Below are 18,047 nucleotides of genomic sequence, written 5' to 3'. Positions count from 1 at the left end.
CCTACCGCCCCGGCCGGTGGGCCACCCAGACGGCGCGGGGCCTGGTGTAGCCCTCCACCGCGTGGACGCCCAACTCGCGCCCGTAGCCGGAGCTCCCGAGCCCCCCGACGCTGACCGACTCCTCGGTGTCGCCCCAGGTGTTGACCCAGACCATGCCGGCCCGCAGGCCGCGACCGAAGCGCTCGACCCGGTCCGCGTCCGAGCTCCAGACCGAGGCCGACAGGCCGTACCCGGTGTCGTGGGCGAGCGCCAGCGCCTCGTCCTCCCCGCCGAACGGGACGACCGACAGCACCGGCGCGAAGAGCTCCTCCCGCCAGGCCCGGCACCCGGACGGCGTGCCGTCCAGGACGACCGGGTCGACGAAGAACCCGCCGTCGAGGTCGCGCCGCACCCCGGAGCGCCCGGGCGGCAGGATCACCTTGGCGCCCCGCAGCGCCGCCTCCTCCACCACCTCGGCAGCGCGGGCGGCGGCGGCCGCGCTGATCAGCGGGCCGAGGTCGGTGTCCGGGTCCTCCGGCCGGCCGACCCGGAGGGCGGCGGCCAGCCCGGCCACCCGCTCGACGAACTCCGCGTGCACGGCCCGGTCGACGACCAGCCGCGTCCCGGCCACGCACATCTGGCCGGTGTTGCCGGTGAACCCGGTGACGACGGCCCGGGCGGCCGCGTCGAGGTCGGCGTCGCGGAACACCACGACGGGGCTCTTGCCGCCCAGTTCCAGCGTGACGGGCTTGAGCCCGTCCGCGCAGCGCCGCGCGACCTCGCGCCCCGCCGCCGTCGAGCCGGTGAACGACACCATGCCGACGGCCGGGTGGTCGCAGAGCTGCCGTCCGGTGTCGGCGCCGCCGTACACGGCGCCGAGCACGCCCTCCGGGAAGAGCCCGGCGGCCCGCCCGACCAGGTGGCGGACGGAGAGCGGGGTCTCCGGCGCCGGCTTGACCACGACGGTGTTGCCGTAGGCGAGCGCCGCGGCGACCTTCCAGACGGCCAGCAGCAGCGGGTAGTTGTTCGGGGCGATCGCCGCGCACACCCCGACCGGCACCCGGTCGGTGTAGCTGCGCACGCCCGGGCCGGCCGGGTGGGTCTCCCCCACCGGGTACCGGGCAGCCGCGGCGAACCAGTCGACCACCCGGGCGGCGAAGTCCACCTCGCCGAGGGCGCGCCCGGTGGGCTTGCCGGTGGTGCGCCGCTCCAGTGCCGCGAGTTCGGTGCGCTCCGCGCGCAGCAGGCCGCCGAGCTCCCGCAGGAGGTCGCCGCGGCGGGCCGGGGAGGTGTCCGCCCAGTCGCCGTGCAGCGCCGCCCCGGCCCGGCGCACCGCCTCGGCGACGCCGGGGGCGTCGGTGTCCGGCAGACGGGTGACCGGCCCGCCGGTGGCGGGGTCGAGGAGCGTCCGCCCCCCGGCGGTCATCCGAGGACCCCGGCGCGGCCGGCGAGCCGCAGCCCGGCGTCGAGCGCGGCGACCAGGCCGCGGAAGTCCGCGGGCCCCAGACCGGCCCCGGCGCTGCCGAGCAGCCGCAGCCGGTAGCCGTCCGGGTGCTCCCACCAGGCGTCGCAGGCGCCGAACTCCGCGCTGACGTAGCCGAGGTGGAGGGGCCGGCCGTCGAGGTCGTGCAGCTCCTCGGTGGCGGGGTGCTTGTCCCGGACCGGCGGGAACTCCAGGCGCCCGCCGCCGCCGCGCTGCGCGGTGAGGCGCAGCTCGCCGCCGTCCGCGCAGGTGTAGACGACCTCCAGCTCGCGGACGGCAGCGCCGTCGCCGAAGGTCGCGGCGCTGTCGGCGCGGTACCCGGCGACCGACAGCGGCACCCCCTGCCCGGTGAGGAAGGCGTCGACCTCCCCGGCGGGGACCCACTCGCCCTCGTGCTCCCGCCCCCGGCGGTGGAACAGGAAGACACCGGTGGGCACCGACACCATGTCGGCCCGGTGCCGCGCCCAGTAGCTCAGCTCGGAGAACGGCGTGGCCAGTACCCGCGGCACCGCCTCCGGCACCGCCGGCCGCAGCCCGGCGAACAGGGCGACCAGCTCCTCGTCGGTGAACTCGCCCTCCAGCACGGAGAGTTCGACGGTCGTCCCGGCCAGGCGGGCGCTCCCCGCACGGTTGCGCAGGTAGTCCGTCCCGAGCCACGCCACCCGGCCCCCGCCGATCCCGGACGCCCGGTTCTCGCTGCCCCACAGGCAGGGGTGGTCCGCGGCCGGGAAGGCCCAGTCGTACCGGAACTGCTTGAGCCGCAGCCGGCGCCCGCCGCCGGCGACCTCGGTGCGGTAGCCGGCCGGGTTGGCGTCGCTCCACGGGCTGCGGCCCTCGGCGTCGACCCGCCCGGGCGGGGCCTCGCGGCGGAGGGTCCCGGCGCCGGCGGTGCAGCCCGCGGGCAGCGCGGTCGGCCGCCAGACCACGAAGTTGCACCAGTCCTGGGCCAGTTCCTCCGCGATCACCGGGGGCACCGGGTCAAGGTCGGCGGGGCTGTCCAGGATCTGCCAGCGCCACTGCGGGACGGAACTGCTCACCGTGACTCCTCGGGTGGGTTCTGAACTCCGCGAGGTGGTCCAGCCAGGCGGAGGTTGAGGCCAGGAACATCCATTCGCCGACGCCCAGTTCGGCGCGGAGCCCGGCCGGCAGCGGCGGCAGGCCGAAGGGCGCGCCGAAGCCGTCGGCGAGCTCGGTCAGCCGGCGCAGGTAGCCGGGGTCGGTGGGGGTCGGGAACCCCTGCTTGCGGCGGTGCCGCACCGACTCGGGCATCAGGTCGGCGAGCGCCTCCTTCAGCAGCCCCTTGTGGCTGCTGCCGGGCTCGCCGGTGTCCTTCAGGTGCTCGGGGCAGCGGAAGGCCAGTTCGGCGAGGGCGACGTCCTGGAAGACCGGCCGGTCCTCCAGGGTGAAGGTCGACGAGGTGGCGTCCACCATGTCGTTGACGTAGACCAGGAAGCGCCGCAGCAGGTGGTGCCGGCCGCGCTTGAGCGGGGACGCCGTCTTCAGCGCCCGGTACTCGTCCATGGTGCGGGCCCACACCTGGTCGGTGACCGCGGACATGTCGACGCCCAGCTCGTGCGCCATCCAGCCGACCAGCCGGGCCCAGACCGGCCGTTCGTCGGCGTGCAGCCGGTGGGTCAGGTAGTGGCGCCCGTGGATGTGGGTGGGTGCGTACGGGTCGACGACGGGGAAGTAGCGGCCGGCCTGGTAGCCCCAGAGCTCGTCGGCGCCGTGGCCCGAGTAGACGACCACGTTCCGGTCGGCGGCGACGGTCCCGTAGAGGTGGTGCATGGCCAGTTCGGCGCCGTGCAGCAGCGGCCGCATCAGCCGGGTGGGCAGCACCGGCACCAGGTCGGCGGCGGCCTCGCGGCCCAGGTCGCAGACGGTCAGCGGGACACCGAGGCCGGCGGCGACCTCGGCGGCGTACGCCACGTCGTCGCCCGAGCCGCCGATGCCGTCCTGGTAGCGCAGCACGTACCCGTCGACGGGCACGCCCGCCCTGGTCAGGGCCGAGACGACGGCCGTGCTGTCGACACCGCCGCTGATCACCGCCGCCCGCGGGACGTCGGAGACGGCGCGCTCGGCGACCGCCCGGTCGAAGGCGTCCCGGATCTCCTCCGGGGAGACCAGGCCGTCCACCGGGGTGGGCATCCAGTAGCGGTGCGTCCGGGTGTCCGGCCGGTCCACCACCAGGTACTCGGCGGGCTGCAGGGACCGCACGCCGCGCAGCCAGGTGTGGTCGTCCGCCGCGTCCATCCGGATCCAGGAGCGCAGCACGTACTCCTCCGGGTCCACCTCTGGGGTGACCAGGCCGGTGCGCAGCAGCACGCCCTGCTCGGAGGCGAACAGCAGTCCGCCGTGGGTGAAGGCGTAGAACAGCGGCTTCACCCCGAAGTGGTCGCGGGCCAGCACCACGCGGCCGGTCGCGGTGTCGTGCCAGGCGAGGGCGAACATGCCGGACAGCGGGCGCAGCGCGGCCGCCGGGTCGGATTCGCGGCAGACCTGCTGGAGCGCGAACTCGGTGTCGCAGGTGGTGCGGCGGGGCCACAGCGGCGCCCCGGGCGCCCGGGAGCCGTAGACCTCGCCGTTGTGCACCAGCACGACCCGGCCGCCGGGGTCGGTCATCGGCTGGGCCCCCGCGTCGCTGCGGTCACGCACCGCCAGCCGGGTCGCGCACAGCATGACGGTGCCGCACGAGGAGACGTACGGGGCGCCGGCGCCCTCACCGCGGTGCGCCATGGCCGCGGTCATCGTGCGGCCCAGGGCGTCCAGCCACCCCGGGTCGCGCCGCCCGTCCAGGCTGATGAAGCCCGCTATGCCGCACATGCGTCACGCTCCGGTTCCGGCCACACCCGCCACAGCCCGGCCAGCGCGTCGGTGAAGACGTGCTCGATGCCGTGGTGCCCGCCCTCGTGCTCCCGGTAGTCGTGCGGGACGCCGTGCGCCTCCAGGGCGGCGCGCAGCGCGCGGACCCCCCAGTGCATGCCGTACTCGTCGCGCTGCCCGACGCTCAGGTGGAGCAGGCCGAGGCGGGACAGCCGGTCGGCGTGGGCGGGCAGCATCCGCACCGGGTCGTGCTCCAGCCAGCGCCGCCAGACCGCGTCCCGGAACAGGCCGGTGCCGGGGTCGCAGGGCAGCGCGTCCGCCGGGGTCGTCGCCGGGTCGTCGGCGTAGCACATGCCCATCGCGATGATGCTCATCGCGACCATGAAGGGGACGTCGTGCGGGCCGCTCGCGCGGCGGGCCAGCAGCGCGTCGACCCCGCCGGCCGCCCGGACGGTGTCGAGCGTGCCGGGCACCAGCGGCAGGTAGCAGTGCTCGAAGCCGGCGTCGGGCGAGCAGGCCACCACCGAGCCGAACAGCTCGGAGGTCATCCCGGCGACCAGCGCGCCGTAGCCGCCGCTGGACTTCCCGCCGACGGCCCGCCGGGCCGGCTCCGCCAGGGTCGCGAACCGCCGGTCCACCTCCGCCACGACCTCGGCGAGGAACCCGGCGTACCGGCCGGAGGCCGCGGAGTCGAGGTACTGCGAACCGCCGTACGCGGTCGTGCAGTCGGGGACGACGAGCAGCGCGGCCGGCACCCGGCCGTCCGCCATGGCCTCGCGCAGGCGGTCGGCGACGGAGGCGCCGAAGGACAGCGCCCGGCCGCCGAGGCCGGGGTACGCGCCGAAGCCCGGCAGCCAGTACACCACCGGGAAGCGGCGGATCCCGTCGTACCCGGGCGGCAGGTGCACCTCGACCCGGCGCCGGTGCGGGTCGCCCAGCGGGTTGCCGCGCAGGCTGCCGCTGTCGAGGTCGAGGACGACCGGGTCGTTCACGTGCCGCTCGCCTCCCTCAGCGCGCGGTCCACGTGCCGCGTGTAGAACGACGGGTGGTGGAAGACCGCGGAGAGCAGGACGCCGTCGCTGGCCCACAGCGCGAAGGAGCTGCCGAACAGCAGCTCGCCGGAGAGCAGGGCCTCCAGCGTGCTGGCCGCGATCTCCGTCCAGCCCTCCGCCCCGGTCAGGTGGCTGCGGGCCGGCCCGGCGCCGAGCCTGGTCACCCGGCCGGCCACCGGGTCGAGCAGGAAGGAGCTCTCGCCGCCTGGGTTCTCGTACAGCGAGACGACGTGCCGTCCGGCACCGCCGTCCATCGCCCGGTACCAGTAGTCGGTCGCCACCAGGCGGTCCAGCAGGTCGCGCAGCAGGTCCTCGCAGTTGCGGGTCTGCCGGCCGACCCGGTCCGCGGCGGCGTCGAACGGCGGCACCCGCACTCCGGGGTCGAGCGTCACCGCGGCGTAGACCTGCTCGAAGTCGTACCCGTCGGGCCCGACCGGCCCGTCGACCAGGGCGGTCTTGCCGTCCGCCACCTCCAGCACCTGGCCCGGGCCCCACAGCAGGCCGTCGCGGCCCAGGTCGGCGAGGCGGCGCAGGGCCTGGACGGGCGTGAACGGGAACATCGCCCGGTTGCACCAGTCGTAGTCGTGCCCGTCCTCGCCGCTGACCCGCCAGCCGAAGGAGGAGGGCACCGTGACGGCGGCCGGGATCGACGCGACGTAGCGGTCGAAGTTGGCGACGGCGCGGGCGCGGACGGCGTCCGGGTCGGTCAGCGGGCGGCGCTCGGTGAGCACGCCGGGCGGCGAGACGCTGTGCGCGGGCACCAGCACCGCGTCGAGCCGGGGGGCGTCCTCGCGGCGGAAGGCGGCCACGGTCGCCTCGTGCAGGAGGGCGTCCCCGCAGAGCATGACGGACGCGTCGGCGGTCTCCACCAGCACGCTCATCTCGGGGAAGGACACCGCCGAGGGGAAGGTCCGCAGGACGGCGCCGCCGAGGGTCACGGTGTCGCCCGGCGTCACCGGGTGCAGGCGCTCGAAGCCGAGCCGGCGCAGCGTCCAGGCCATCGCCTGGTGGCCGAGCCCGGAGGCGGTGAGCTGCGGCGGCACCGGGCCGGCCGGGTACAGGCAGGTGACCCCGGTGCTCCGGCGCGGGCTGTCGTCGAAGTCCACGTCGGCGCCGTCGACCAGGCGCCGCAGGGAGGGGAAGTGGTGGTGGTCGAAGTGGTGGTGGCTGAGGACGACGTAGTCGACGCCCTCGTCCAGCACCTCCCGGACCAGGTCGTCGCCCAGCGGCGGGTGGTGCTCCCAGAAGCGGTCCAGGCGCTGGGTGAGCCACGGGTCGAAGAGGATCCGCTCCGTCCCCGTCTCGACCAGGACGGCGGCGTGCCCGAGGGAGGTGAGCCGCATCAGTCCGCCGCCTCGTACACGCAGCGGAAGCCGACCTCGTTGTGCCGGTCGGTGATCAGGTCCTTGCCCCGGTAGAAGGTGGTCAGGCAGGCCGGGGGCGAGGTCCAGGTGCCGCCGCGCAGGACGTGGAACGCCTCCTTGCGGTTCATGAAGTCCAGCGGGTGGCGGCCCTTGAAGAAGGGGTCCATGTCCTCGCCGGTGTAGAAGTTCGTCCGAGTCAGCTCCCAGACGTTGCCGGACATCTGGAGCACCCCGTACGGGCTGGCGCCCTGCGGGAGGGCGTCCGCGGGCAGCACCGGGTGCTCGGGGTTCGCGCCCTGCTCGATGGTGATCAGCAGGGCCTCCAGCGAGTCGAGGTCGGCCACCTGCTCGCCGAAGGACCGCTCGACGTAGTTCACCCGCTCCGGGTCCCACTGCTGGCCCCACGGGTAGCGGCGGCCGTCCACGCCGCGGGCGGCCTTCTCCCACTGCACCTCGCTGGGCAGCGTGCCGCCGGCCCACCGGGCGAAGGCGTACGCGTCGTACCAGTCGACGCCGACGACCGGGAAGTCGGGCGCGTTGAAGCGCGGGTCGTGCCAGTGCACGGGACGGTGCGAGCGCTCCAGCGGCTGGTCGGGGTGGTCGAACTCGCCGGAGTCGCCGACCTCCTCCAGGAACTCGCGGTAGCGCGCGTTGGTCACGGTGGTGCGGTCGACGAGGAACGCGGGCACGTCCACGGCGCGCAGGGTGCTGTCGTCCTGCGCCATCCGGAAGGCGTCGGGCTTCTCGTCGGCGCCGATGATCGCCGGGCCGCCGGGCACCAGGACGACGTCGGGGTTGCGCCGGGGGCGCTTGCGCACGGCGTCCAGCCGGGCCCGCATGTCGGTGAAGTACTCGTCCTCCAGGCGGCGCAGTTCGGCGGGGTCGCGGGTGCCGAAGATGCTGATCAGGGCGCGCTTGGTGAGCGCGGCGCCGCAGCCGACGGGCTTGCGCGCCCAGTCGGGCCGGGTGAAGTTGCTGGGCCAGCCCGAGATGCGGATGAGGTCGGGGACGGCGGTGGCGATCCGGTGCTCGGTGATGACCTTGAGCGCGGTGAACGCGACCCAGTCGACGGTGTCATGGGTCGCGGCGGCCACGGCGGTGTCCGCGGCGGAGTCGCCGAGGTGGTGCTCGGCGAGCAGCCGCACCGCGCCGGCCCGCACCGGCCACTCCGGGTGGGAGACCACGAGGCTCGCCAGCAGCGGCACCCCGTCGGCGGCCCGGCCCTTCTCCTCGGCCAGGCCGAGGACGCGCTCGACCGAGGCCCAGTAGCGGTCGTCGGCGGAGTCGTCGATCACCAGCAAGTCGGCGGGGACGTCGATGACCTGTGTTACGCGATTTCCTACCATCTCAACCTCTCTCGGACGACGTGCCGCCCGTACGGAATCGAATTCCATACGGGCGGCGCATTCGCTGGTCAGCGGATTACCACTTGCTGGTCTCCTGCTGGGCGTCGCGGCTGTCCATGAAAGTGCCGTCGGACATGTTCCACTCCTTCCTGAACCAGTTTTCACGAGGCCGGACGACCTCATGGCCCGAAAGCTTAGGCAGGGCCGCCGGAACGCGGCAACGGCCGCATTCCGGCATCACTTGAACATGAACGGTCCGGTATTCCTGTGGGTGGGTCCGCAAGGATCCGACATCAGCGAGGGAGAGAGAAATGGTTGATCCCCATTCCCCTGACCTGCGGGAGAACGGGTTCGCCCGGCTCCCCGGGCTGGCCGCCGGCGAGGCGCTCGACCGGCTCCGCGGCGCGGCCGGCCGGCTGGCCGACCTCGTCCGCGACCGCACCGTCTCCACCGGGGACTTCGTGCTGGAGGCGCCCGGCATCGGCGGCTGGGCGGCCTGGCAGCAGGGCTCCGGGGCCCTGACCGGAGTGCTCCGGTCGGCCGACCGGATCCACGAGCACGTCCCCGAGTTCGACGCCGTGCAGCGCTCGCTCGGCCTGGCGGACGGCGTGGTCGGGCGCGCCGTCGGCGGACCGGGCACGCTGGTCAACGCCTTCCTGTGGGCCAAGCCGCCCATGGTGGGCTCGGCGAAGCCCTGGCACCAGGACATGGCCTTCGCGCCGCCCGGCTTCGGCACCGGCGAGCACGGCATCGTGACGGTCTGGATCGCGCTCGACCCGGCCACCGAGCGCAACGGCTGCCTGGAGTTCCACCCCGGCTCCCACCTGCTCGGGCTGCTCCCGCACTCCGGGGACCGCGAGCGCCTGCCCGGCGAGGCGCCGCTGGCCCGGGCGGTCGAGCCGCACGTGGCGGACGAGCACCTGCCGCGCACGACCGAACCGGTCCCGGTGCCGCTGGAACCCGGTTCGGCCGTCGTGTTCGACGGACTGGTCCTGCACCGCTCGGCGCCCAACACGACGGCGGCGGAGCCGCGCACCGCGGTCAGCTTCGTCTACCGGGTGCCGCTGCCGTCCTGGTCGAGCCTGGAGCCGGCCGCCGTCCACCGCTGAGGTTCGACTGCGGCCGGTCCGCGCTCGAACGCCGCCTCAGCCGCGCTCGAGCCCGTAGAACGCGGCCCCGTCGAGGTGCCGGATGGTGTTGAGGTCGCGCTGCACGACCTCGTCGAGGTCGTGCAGCAGCGTCACGATCACCGGGTACGTCAGGTCGTCGACCGTCCGCCGGATCGGCTGGCCCGGTTCCACCAGGGTCGCCAGGGCGTGGAAACCCTCCAGCGCCTCGATCCGCTCGATCCCCCGGTACTCCTCCAGCAGTCCCTCCACCGGCGAGACCATGCCGAAGATCGCGCAGTACCTCCGCACCCGGTACGGGCGGCCCGCCCGGGCGTGGAAGCGCTCGGGCCGCAGGTAGGCGTCCACGGTCCACTCCGGCTGGGACTCACCGATCGCCAGCCCGGCGGTCGCCGGGATGCCGCCGCCGGCCATCCGGGCGCCGACCTCGACCAGGCACGGCCCGTCGGGGGTCATCCGGATCTCCAGGTGCGCCGGGCCGTGCGCGATGCCGAGGGCGTCCAGCACCCGGAACCCGTACGCGGTGAGCGGCTCGACGACCGGGCTGTCGGAGTCGATCAGCGACAGCGCGTCGCAGAGGTCGACGACGCCGTTGGCGCTGACCCGGCTGGTCCGCCAGACGTCGCAGACGTGGTGGCGGCCGTCCCGGCTCACCGTGTTCACCATGTACTCGGTGCCGGCCAGGTACTCCTGCGCCACCGCCCCGCGGTTGGGCCGGGAGAAGACGTCGTCGGCGCCGACGAGGGAGCGGAAGGCGGCGACCGACTCCTCCGGGGTGTCGCAGAAGTGGACGCCCTGGCTGGCCGCGCCGCGCGGCGGCTTGACCACGACCCGCCCGCCGAGCTCCGCGTGCCAGGCGGCCAGCTCGTCCGCGTCGGTGGCCCACAGCTGCCGGGCCGCCCGCAGGCCGGCGGCGCGCACCGCCTCGACCATGAGGTGCTTGTCCCGCCTGGCCGCGCTGAGCGCGGTCCCGTTCCCGGGCAGGCCGAGCCGCTCGGCGAGCTCGTCCGCGAGTTCCACCCCGACCTCGCCGCCGGAGAGCACGGCGACCGGCGAGTACGCCGCGACGGCCGCGGCGGTCGCCGCCGGATCGCCGTCGTGCACGATGTCCGCGATGAAGTCCCCGGGGACGTGCGGCGCACCGCGGTACGCGGCCGGAACATCCCGCGTGCTCTGCACACGGACGACCGAACATCCCTGCTCACGGAATTCCAGGACGAGCGAGCGGACCCCGGCGTAGGCGTCCACCAGCACGATGCACGGGTCTTCCCCAATAGCTGCTGTCATGTGTTCAACGATAGACAGGATCGGCCGTCGCCGATATCCGTTCAGCTCTGCCATCCTCCACCCCTGAAGGGGGACGCAAGGAGGAAGAGATGACGTTGTTTCCCACGGCACTGCGCTCGCCGAATTCCACTCCCGCATTACTGTTCGTCAATACCTGCGGGAGTTTCCTGCTGCTCGTGAGCCTCTCCACCCGGGTCGGTTCCGACACCGGCTCCGGACTGCTCGCCGGAGCCCTGCTCAGCGCGCCCTGGCTGCCCGCGCTGCTGCTGGCCGCCCCGCTCAACCGACTGCTCGCCCGCCCCGCCCCCGAGCGGCTGGTCCGGCTGGCCGAGGCGGCGAGCCTGGCCCTGACCGCGGCCGCCCTGCTGGCGCCGGGCCGCGCGCTGCTGGTGACCGCCACCGTACTCGTGGTCGTCCGCGGGTACTTCGAGGCGATCACCCGCTCGGCCACCGCGGTCGTGCTGCGCGGCGCCGTGCCGCCGGAGCGGCTGGACCGGGCCAACACCGTCGCCGAGATCGGCAAGCTGACCGGGGTCAGCGTCGGCGCCGCACTCGCCGGGCCGGCCGCCTCGGTCCTGTCCCTGCGCGGGCTGGTCGCGCTGAACGTGGCGACGCTGGCGCTCTCCGCACTGCTCGCCTGGGCGCTGCCCCCGGCCACCGCGGTGGCATCCGACGGCGGCCGGGCCGCCTCGGGCGCCGCGGGCGGCACCCGGCTGCGGGTGGACGACCCCGCGCTGCGCCGGCTGCTCGGGCGGTTCCTGCTGGTGGCGTTCTGGCAGGGCTTCCACACCGTGGCCGTGACCGTCGTCCCGCTCGACCTGCTGCACGGCGGCACCCGACTGGTGGGGGTGTTCGTCGCGGTCTCGGCGGTCGCCGTCTTCGCCGGCTCGCTCGCCGCCCTGCCGGTCCAGCGCCACCTCGACCGGGTGCCCTCCGCCGCCTGGGCGCTGCTCCCGCTGCCGCCGCTGCTGGCGGCGGTGCTGATCGGCCGGACGGTGCCGACCCTCGTGCTGTACGCGCTCTTCCTGGTGTTCTTCGAGATCGCCTTCGTGCACTACAACAACCGGCTGCTGGCCACCGCCTCGGCCGAGGAGCTGTCCTCGGTGGTCACGCTGCGGGCCACGCTGCTGCCGTCGGGCGTGGCGGTGTCGATCCTGCTCGTGGGCGCGCTCTGCGACCTGACGGGCCCGCTGCCGGCGACCCTCGTGGTCGCCGCCGTCACCGTCGTGGTGACCGCGGCGACCGGGAGCACCAGGCAAGTCTGGAGAAGATCTGTAGCGGACGCGTCAGGATGATGGAAGCGGCGGTGAGCGAGGCGTTCGCCCGCGAATTCTTCCGCCCCTGAAGCTAAGGACGTCCGCCATGCGCGTTCTCATCGTGCCGTTCCCCTGGAAGACCCACCTCTTCAACCTGGTGCCGCTGGCGTGGTCGCTGCAGACGGCCGGGCACGAGGTCCGGGTGGCCGGCTGGCCCGACCTCCTCGACGCCGTCACCGGGGCCGGGTTGATGGGTCTGGGCGTCGGGCCCGGCGAGACCCCGGAGGAGCGGAAGCGGCGGGACCAGCGCAGGGCGGGTCCCGCGCCGGCGGCGGGCGGTCCGGCCGGGGGCAGCCCGGCCGGCGGCGGCCCGGGCCGAGGGGGTCCCGCACAGGGAGGTCCCGCACAGGGAGGTCCCGCGAAGGGAGGTCCCGCGAAGGGCGGCCCGGCCGGCAACGACCTCGGCCCGCTGTTCGACGCCGACCCCGGCCGGGAGCGGCTCGGCTGGGAGGCCGTCACCAAGGTCTTCGACGACCTGGTGCTGCCGCAGGCCCGCCGCTCCAACGACTCGATGATGGACGACCTGGTCTCCTTCGCCCGCGAGTGGCGGCCCGACCTCGTCCTCTGGGGCGCGAAGGCCTTCGCCGGTGCGGTGGCCGCCGCGGCGGTCGGGGCGGCGCACGCCCGGGTGCTGTACTCGGTCGACGTCTACACCAGGATGCGCGAGGACTACCTGCACGCGATGGCCCAGCAGCCGCCGGAGGAACGCGTCGACGGGCTGCGCGAGTGGCTCGGCGGCTGGGCCGGGAAGTACGGCTTCGAGTTCTCCGAGGACCTGGTGAACGGGCAGTTCACCATCGACCCGCTGCCGGAGGCGTTCCGCCCCGACCCGCGCCCGACCACGCTGCCGATGCAGTTCGTCCCCTACAACGGGCCGACCGTCATGCCGCGCTGGCTGGCCGAACCGCCGCGGGCGCCACGGGTGCTGATGACCTTCGGCGACTCCGTCAACGACGGCCCGGTGCAGCACCTGCTGCCGGTCGAGAAGATCCAGGAGATCCTGGACTCGGTGGGCGACCTGGAGATGGAGCTGGTCCTGACGCTGCCCGAGGAGTCCCAGCGCAAGCTCACCGAGGTGCCCGCCAACACCCGCCTGGTGGAGTCCGTCCCGCTCTCCGAGGTCCTGCCGGGCTGCGCGGCCATGGTGCACCACGGCGGGACGTGGTCCTTCGGCTGCGCGCTGCGCTACGGCGTCCCCCAGCTGCTGATCAGCCGGGCGTTCGACCTCCCGCTGAAGCTCCAGTGCCTCGAACGGTCCGGCGCGGGGCTCTCCATGAAGCCCGCCGAGGTGGACGGCCCCGGGGTCAGGGAGGCGATCGTCCGCCTGCTGGAGGACGAGGGCCTCCGGGCGAACGCGCAGCGGCTGCGCCAGGAGGTGCTCTCCATGCCGTCGCCCAACGAGTTGACCCGCACCCTGGAGGTGCTGGTGCTCGCCCACCGGGCCGGCGCCGCCCCCGCCGGCGCACGCTGAACACCCGTCCGCCGAAACCGGGCTGATCATCGGTCACCGAACCCCCGTGCAGGCGGCCCCGCATGTCTGTCCCATGCGGGGCCGCCCGGCGGACGGGTGCCGGAGCCGGACCGGGAGCCCGGCCGGGATCCGGATCAGGAGGCGGTCGGGACCGGGTCCGGCGCCGCCGCGCAGGTGGCGTCGACGAAGGCGCCGGCCGCGGGGCGGGTGCCGTCGCGCAGGTAGTCGCTGGCGTAGGCGTTGAGGCAGGTGTTGCCGTTCGCGGAGAGCGCCGCGCCGACGTTGTGGCCGTCCTTCTCCACGATCAGGCGGGAGTTCGGGAACAGCCAGTGGGTCTCGTAGGCGCCGTAGACGCCGTGCGCGGTGTCGTACTGGGGCTGCACCAGCAGCACGTCCACCTGGCGGTTGCCGATCCGCGGCGTGGGCTGGGCCTTCACCGGCCAGAAGGCGCACGGGGCGTTGTACCAGGCGTTGGTCCAGGTGATGAAGCGGTTCCCGTCGGCGTACTGGCCGGCGTAGTCGTCGTGCCAGGTGTCCCAGTCCCGCGGCGAGGAGGCGTCGGTGCACTGGGAGGCGTTGTTCATCGCCTGCCGGTTCTGGTGCGGGAAGCCCGGGACGGTGAAGGTGGCCTTCAGCGAGGTCCCGTCCCCCTTGACGACCCAGTCGGAGAGCACCTTCGCCCGGGATATCCAGGTCCAACTGCGGTAGAGCACCGGCTCGAAGACGTCCGTCCACTCGGCCGGGCCGATCTTGCCGTCGAGCGGCGTCGCGCGCAGCGCGTCCTGGCCCTTGTAGTAGTTCGCCTCGACGGCCTGCTCGGTGGTGCCGAGGTGGTAGACCGAGTCGTACTTGGCGACCCAGGTGAAGAAGATCTTCGCGTTCTCCTCCGAGGTCTCGTTCTTGTCGACGTTGTCGTCGTACCAGGCGCCGCCGGGGCTCACCACGCTGTCGAGCAGCATCCGGCGGACCCGGTTCGGGTACATCGAGGCGTAGATCGAGCCGAGGTAGGTGCCCCAGTCGGTGCCGAAGTACGTGATCTTGTCCTGGCCGAGCGCGATCCGCATCCGGTCCAGGTCGCGCGCGGCGTCCTTGGTGCTGAGGTGCTTCAGGACGTCGCCGTACTTGTCCCCGCAGCTCTTGGCGTAGGCCTTGGCCTGCTCCACCAGCGCCTGCTCGGCGGCGGGCGAGCTCGGCACCGGGTCCGGCTTGGCGTGGCCGGGGTCCACGTAGTCGGGGTCGCAGACGACCGACGGCTCGCTGGCCCCGACACCGCGCGGGTCGAAGCCGATCCAGTCGTAGGCGGCGCCCACGTCCTTGGCCAGCCCGGTGGTGCCCTTGGCGTAACGGGTCGGCAGGTCACGGCCGATGCCGCCGGGCCACTGACCGCGGTTGAGGATCACGACGCCCTGGTACTGGGCGTCGGGGGCGGTGTGCTTGGCCCGGGTCAGCGCGAGGCTGATCTTCTGGCCGTTGGGCTTGTCGTAGTCGAGCGGCACCTGCACCGAGCCGCACTCCAGGCCCTTGAGCAGGGCGCCGAGAACGGGGTCGTTGTCCGGACACAGCGTCCAGGAGACGCTGCCGGCGGCCGGCGCGGGAGCGTCCGCCGCGGCCGGGGCGACGGTCGACCCCACCAGACTGGCCGCGATCACCGTCGTGACCAATGCGAGCTTTTTCACGTGATTCCCCTTCTGGATGCAACGCGCTCGCAGCCTGACAAGGACGTCTTTATTTCCGGTCGACGGCGGCTGGACCGGCACTGGAGTGAGCACAAATGGAGAAGCGCCGCGTCTGGAATGCTCCCTAGCATCAATTGACATGATCTCAACCCCAGGAGTGACCATGGCTGACACCGCCACCCAGGGAATCAAGACCGTTCTGCATCCCGTCAAGGACCTGGCAACGGCCAAGAAGCTCTACACCGCCCTGCTCGGCGTCGAGCCGCAGACCGACGAGGACTTCTACGTCGGCTTCGACATCGCGGGTCAGCACATCGGTCTGGTGCCCGGGGCGGGGACGCAGGGCATGACCGGGCCGGTCGCCTACTGGCACGTCCCGGACATCCAGGCGAAGCTGGCCGAAGTGACCGCCGCGGGCGCCACCGTGCAGAACGCCACGGCCGACGTGGGCGGCGGCCGGCTGGTGGCCACCGTCACCGACGCCGACGGCAACGTGCTCGGGCTGCTGCAGGACCGCTGACCCGGGGCAACGCCTCGAATCCCCCTCGAGCGCCCCTCGAGCGTTCCTTGAGGGGGAATCGAGGGCGGCGCCGCAGGCTCGCCGGACGGGGCCGGGCGCGCACGGTCCCCATCCCGCGAGATGGAGAGACCATGGGCAAGGACACCGGGGCGGACCAGGCCTCCACCGAGACCGGGCCGCACCCCGCGGACCGCCACGACCTGATCCGGGTGCACGGGGCCCGGGTGAACAACCTCAAGGACGTCAGCGTCGAGCTCCCCAAGCGCCGGCTGACGGTGTTCACCGGCGTGTCCGGCTCGGGCAAGAGCTCCCTGGTGTTCGGCACCATCGCCGCCGAGTCGCAGCGGCTGATCAACGAGACCTACAGCGCCTTCGTCCAGGGCTTCATGCCGACGCCGGCCCGCCCCGAGGTCGACGTCCTGGACGGGCTGACCACCGTGATCACCGTCGACCAGCAGCGGCTGGGCGGCGACCCGCGCTCCACCGTCGGCACCGCCACCGACGTCAACCCGATGCTGCGGATCCTGTTCAGCCGGATCGGCCGGCCGCACGTCGGCCCGCCCAGCGCCTTCGCCTTCAACGTCCCGCGGCGCACCGCGAGCGGGGCGATGAACGTCGACAAGGGGCGGGGCGAGCGGGTCGTGGTGCGCAAGGCCGTCTACCACGGCGGCATGTGCGCGCGCTGCGAGGGCCGCGGCACCGTCTCCGACATCGACCTCACCCAGCTCTACGACGACTCCAGGTCGATCGCCGACGGCGCGTTCACCATCCCCGGCTGGACGCGCGACAGCTTCTGGACCACCCGGGTCTACGCCGAGTCGGGCATCCTCGACCCGCACAAGCCGATCCGTGACTTCACGGCCCGGGAGATGCGGGACTTCCTGCACGGCGAGCCGACCAAGGTGAAGGTCGACGGGGTCAACCTGACCTACGAGGGCCTGATCCCGAAGATCCGGAAGTCGATGCTCTCCAAGGACCGCGAGGCGCTGCAGCCGCACGTCCGGGCCTTCGTCGACCGGGCCGTCACCTTCGCCACCTGTCCCGGGTGCGACGGCTCCCGGCTCAACGAGGAGGCCCGCTCCGCCCGGATCGGCGGCACCGGCATCGCCGAGGCCTGCGCGATGCAGATCAGCGACCTCGCCGCCTGGGTCCGCGGGCTGGACGAACCGTCGGTGGCACCGCTGCTGGCCAGGCTGCTGCACACCCTGGACTCCTTCGTGGAGGTCGGGCTCGGCTACCTCTCGCTCGACCGCCCCGCGGGCACCCTGTCCGGCGGCGAGGGCCAGCGCGTCAAGATGATCCGCCACCTCGGCTCCTCGCTCACCGACACCACCTACGTCTTCGACGAACCGACCACCGGCCTGCACCCGCACGACGTGCAGCGGATGAACGGCCTGCTGCTGCGGCTGCGGGACAAGGGCAACACGGTGCTGGTCGTGGAGCACAAGCCGGAGGCGATGGCGATCGCCGACCACGTCGTCGACCTCGGGCCGCGGGCCGGCTCCGAGGGCGGCGAGGTGGTGTTCGAGGGCACCCTCGAAGGGCTGCGGGCCAGCGGCACCGTCACCGGCCGCCACCTCGACGACCGGGCCGCCCCCAAGGCGGCGGTGCGCACGCCGACCGGCCGGCTGGAGATCCGCGGCGCCACCCGGCACAACCTGCGGGACGTCGACGTGGACGTCCCGCTCGGCGTGCTGTGCGTGGTCACCGGCGTGGCCGGCTCCGGCAAGAGCTCGCTGATCCACGGCTCGGTCGCGCGCCGGGAGGGCGTGGTGGCGGTCGACCAGTCGCCGATCAAGGGCTCACGGCGCAGCAACCCGGCGACCTACACCGGCCTGCTCGACCCGATCCGCGCCGCCTTCGCCAAGGCCAACGGCGTCAAGCCCGGGCTGTTCAGCGCCAACTCCGAGGGCGCCTGCGGCACCTGCAACGGCGCCGGCGTGATCTACACCGACCTCGCGGTGATGGCCGGGGTCGCCACCACCTGCGAGGACTGCGAGGGCCGGCGCTTCGAGCCGGCCGTCCTGGAGCACCTGCTGGGCGGCCGCGACATCAGCGAGGTGCTCGCCATGCCGGTCGACGAGGCGCTGGAGTTCTTCGGCGCCGGCCCCGCGCGGATCCCCGCGGCGCGGCGCGTCCTGGAGCGCCTCGCCGACGTGGGCCTCGGCTACCTCGGCATCGGCCGGCCGCTCACCTCGCTGTCGGGCGGCGAGCGGCAGCGGCTGAAACTGGCCGCGCACATGGCCGACAAGGGGGGCGTGTACGTCCTGGACGAGCCCACCGCCGGGCTGCACCTGGCCGACGTCGAGAACCTGCTCGGACTGCTGGACCGGCTGGTGGACGCCGGGAAGTCGGTGATCGTCGTCGAGCACCACCAGGCCGTGATGGCGCACGCCGACTGGATCATCGACCTCGGCCCCGGCGCCGGCCACGAGGGCGGCCGGGTCGTCTTCGAGGGCACCCCGGCCGAGCTGGTCGCCGCCCGTTCGACCCGCACCGGTGAACACCTCGCCGCCTACGTCGGCCGGTAGCGCCCGGTCAGGGGGGTGGGGGGGGGGGGGGGGGGGCCCCCCCCCCCCCCCACCACCCCCCTGCGGCGTTTT

General features: G+C 73.8%; 13 protein-coding genes. 5 read left to right on the top strand and 8 right to left on the bottom strand.

The window, feature by feature from the left end:
• Position 1: 1 nt before the first annotated feature.
• Genes ACIRS1_RS09495 through ACIRS1_RS09470 form a run of 6 tightly spaced genes read right to left on the bottom strand, consistent with a single transcriptional unit; the run spans position 2 to position 8,047 of the window.
• The gene (locus ACIRS1_RS09495; RefSeq protein WP_387900732.1) at positions 2-1,405 is read right to left on the bottom strand and encodes an aldehyde dehydrogenase family protein; all 1,404 of its coding nucleotides are present in this window, start codon (positions 1,403-1,405) and stop codon (positions 2-4) included.
• Positions 1,402-2,499, bottom strand: coding sequence for a hypothetical protein (locus ACIRS1_RS09490; protein ID WP_402838149.1), 1,098 nt, complete (start codon positions 2,497-2,499; stop codon positions 1,402-1,404). Before ACIRS1_RS09490 ends, ACIRS1_RS09495 begins: the two co-directional genes overlap by 4 nt.
• A complete protein-coding gene (locus tag ACIRS1_RS09485; protein WP_402838147.1) occupies positions 2,441-4,285 on the bottom strand; it encodes an asparagine synthetase B family protein in 1,845 nt (614 codons plus the stop codon). Before ACIRS1_RS09485 ends, ACIRS1_RS09490 begins: the two co-directional genes overlap by 59 nt.
• A complete protein-coding gene (locus tag ACIRS1_RS09480; protein WP_402838145.1) occupies positions 4,273-5,277 on the bottom strand; it encodes an alpha/beta hydrolase-fold protein in 1,005 nt (334 codons plus the stop codon). Before ACIRS1_RS09480 ends, ACIRS1_RS09485 begins: the two co-directional genes overlap by 13 nt.
• Positions 5,274-6,680 carry an MBL fold metallo-hydrolase gene (locus ACIRS1_RS09475; protein WP_402838143.1) on the bottom strand — a complete coding sequence of 469 codons (1,407 nt, stop codon included), beginning with the start codon at positions 6,678-6,680 and terminating at the stop codon, positions 5,274-5,276. Before ACIRS1_RS09475 ends, ACIRS1_RS09480 begins: the two co-directional genes overlap by 4 nt.
• Positions 6,680-8,047: an SUMF1/EgtB/PvdO family nonheme iron enzyme gene (locus tag ACIRS1_RS09470; protein ID WP_360217406.1), complete on the bottom strand. Its 1,368-nt coding sequence runs from the start codon at positions 8,045-8,047 to the stop codon at positions 6,680-6,682. The genes ACIRS1_RS09475 and ACIRS1_RS09470 overlap by 1 nt, the downstream gene beginning before the upstream one ends.
• A gap of 311 nt (positions 8,048-8,358) precedes the next feature.
• Between ACIRS1_RS09470 and ACIRS1_RS09465 the strand changes: the two genes are divergently transcribed.
• Entirely contained in the window at positions 8,359-9,156 is a 798-nt protein-coding gene (locus ACIRS1_RS09465; RefSeq protein WP_402838141.1) for a phytanoyl-CoA dioxygenase family protein, read from the top strand.
• Between the two features lie 36 nt (positions 9,157-9,192).
• Here the strand turns inward: ACIRS1_RS09465 and ACIRS1_RS09460 are convergent, their stop codons facing one another.
• Entirely contained in the window at positions 9,193-10,461 is a 1,269-nt protein-coding gene (locus ACIRS1_RS09460; RefSeq protein WP_402838140.1) for an ATP-grasp domain-containing protein, read from the bottom strand.
• A gap of 89 nt (positions 10,462-10,550) precedes the next feature.
• Between ACIRS1_RS09460 and ACIRS1_RS09455 the strand changes: the two genes are divergently transcribed.
• Together ACIRS1_RS09455 and ACIRS1_RS09450 are read left to right on the top strand one after the other, a co-directional pair.
• Complete coding sequence (locus tag ACIRS1_RS09455) at positions 10,551-11,756, top strand: MFS transporter (protein ID WP_402838138.1); 1,206 nt, start codon at positions 10,551-10,553, stop codon at positions 11,754-11,756.
• A gap of 67 nt (positions 11,757-11,823) precedes the next feature.
• Entirely contained in the window at positions 11,824-13,248 is a 1,425-nt protein-coding gene (locus ACIRS1_RS09450; protein WP_402838136.1) for a nucleotide disphospho-sugar-binding domain-containing protein, read from the top strand.
• A 134-nt stretch (positions 13,249-13,382) separates the two neighbouring features.
• Here ACIRS1_RS09450 and ACIRS1_RS09445 read toward each other — a convergent pair whose 3' ends face one another.
• Positions 13,383-14,924 carry an alpha/beta fold hydrolase gene (locus ACIRS1_RS09445; protein WP_360217421.1) on the bottom strand — a complete coding sequence of 514 codons (1,542 nt, stop codon included), beginning with the start codon at positions 14,922-14,924 and terminating at the stop codon, positions 13,383-13,385.
• Positions 14,925-15,087: 163 nt separating this feature from the next.
• On the opposite strand from ACIRS1_RS09445, the gene ACIRS1_RS09440 reads away from it, so the two are divergent.
• Both ACIRS1_RS09440 and ACIRS1_RS09435 read left to right on the top strand, forming a co-directional pair.
• Positions 15,088-15,444 carry a VOC family protein gene (locus ACIRS1_RS09440; protein WP_360217424.1) on the top strand — a complete coding sequence of 119 codons (357 nt, stop codon included), beginning with the start codon at positions 15,088-15,090 and terminating at the stop codon, positions 15,442-15,444.
• A 131-nt stretch (positions 15,445-15,575) separates the two neighbouring features.
• Positions 15,576-17,975 (top strand): ATP-binding cassette domain-containing protein, encoded by a 2,400-nt coding sequence (locus ACIRS1_RS09435; protein ID WP_402838133.1) that lies wholly within the window; start codon positions 15,576-15,578, stop codon positions 17,973-17,975.
• The last annotated feature ends 72 nt before the right edge of the window (positions 17,976-18,047 follow it).

This window comes from Kitasatospora sp. NPDC101176 (genome assembly GCF_044768035.1).
Classification (GTDB): domain Bacteria; phylum Actinomycetota; class Actinomycetes; order Streptomycetales; family Streptomycetaceae; genus Kitasatospora.
This window is presented reverse-complemented; position numbering and strand designations above follow the sequence as displayed.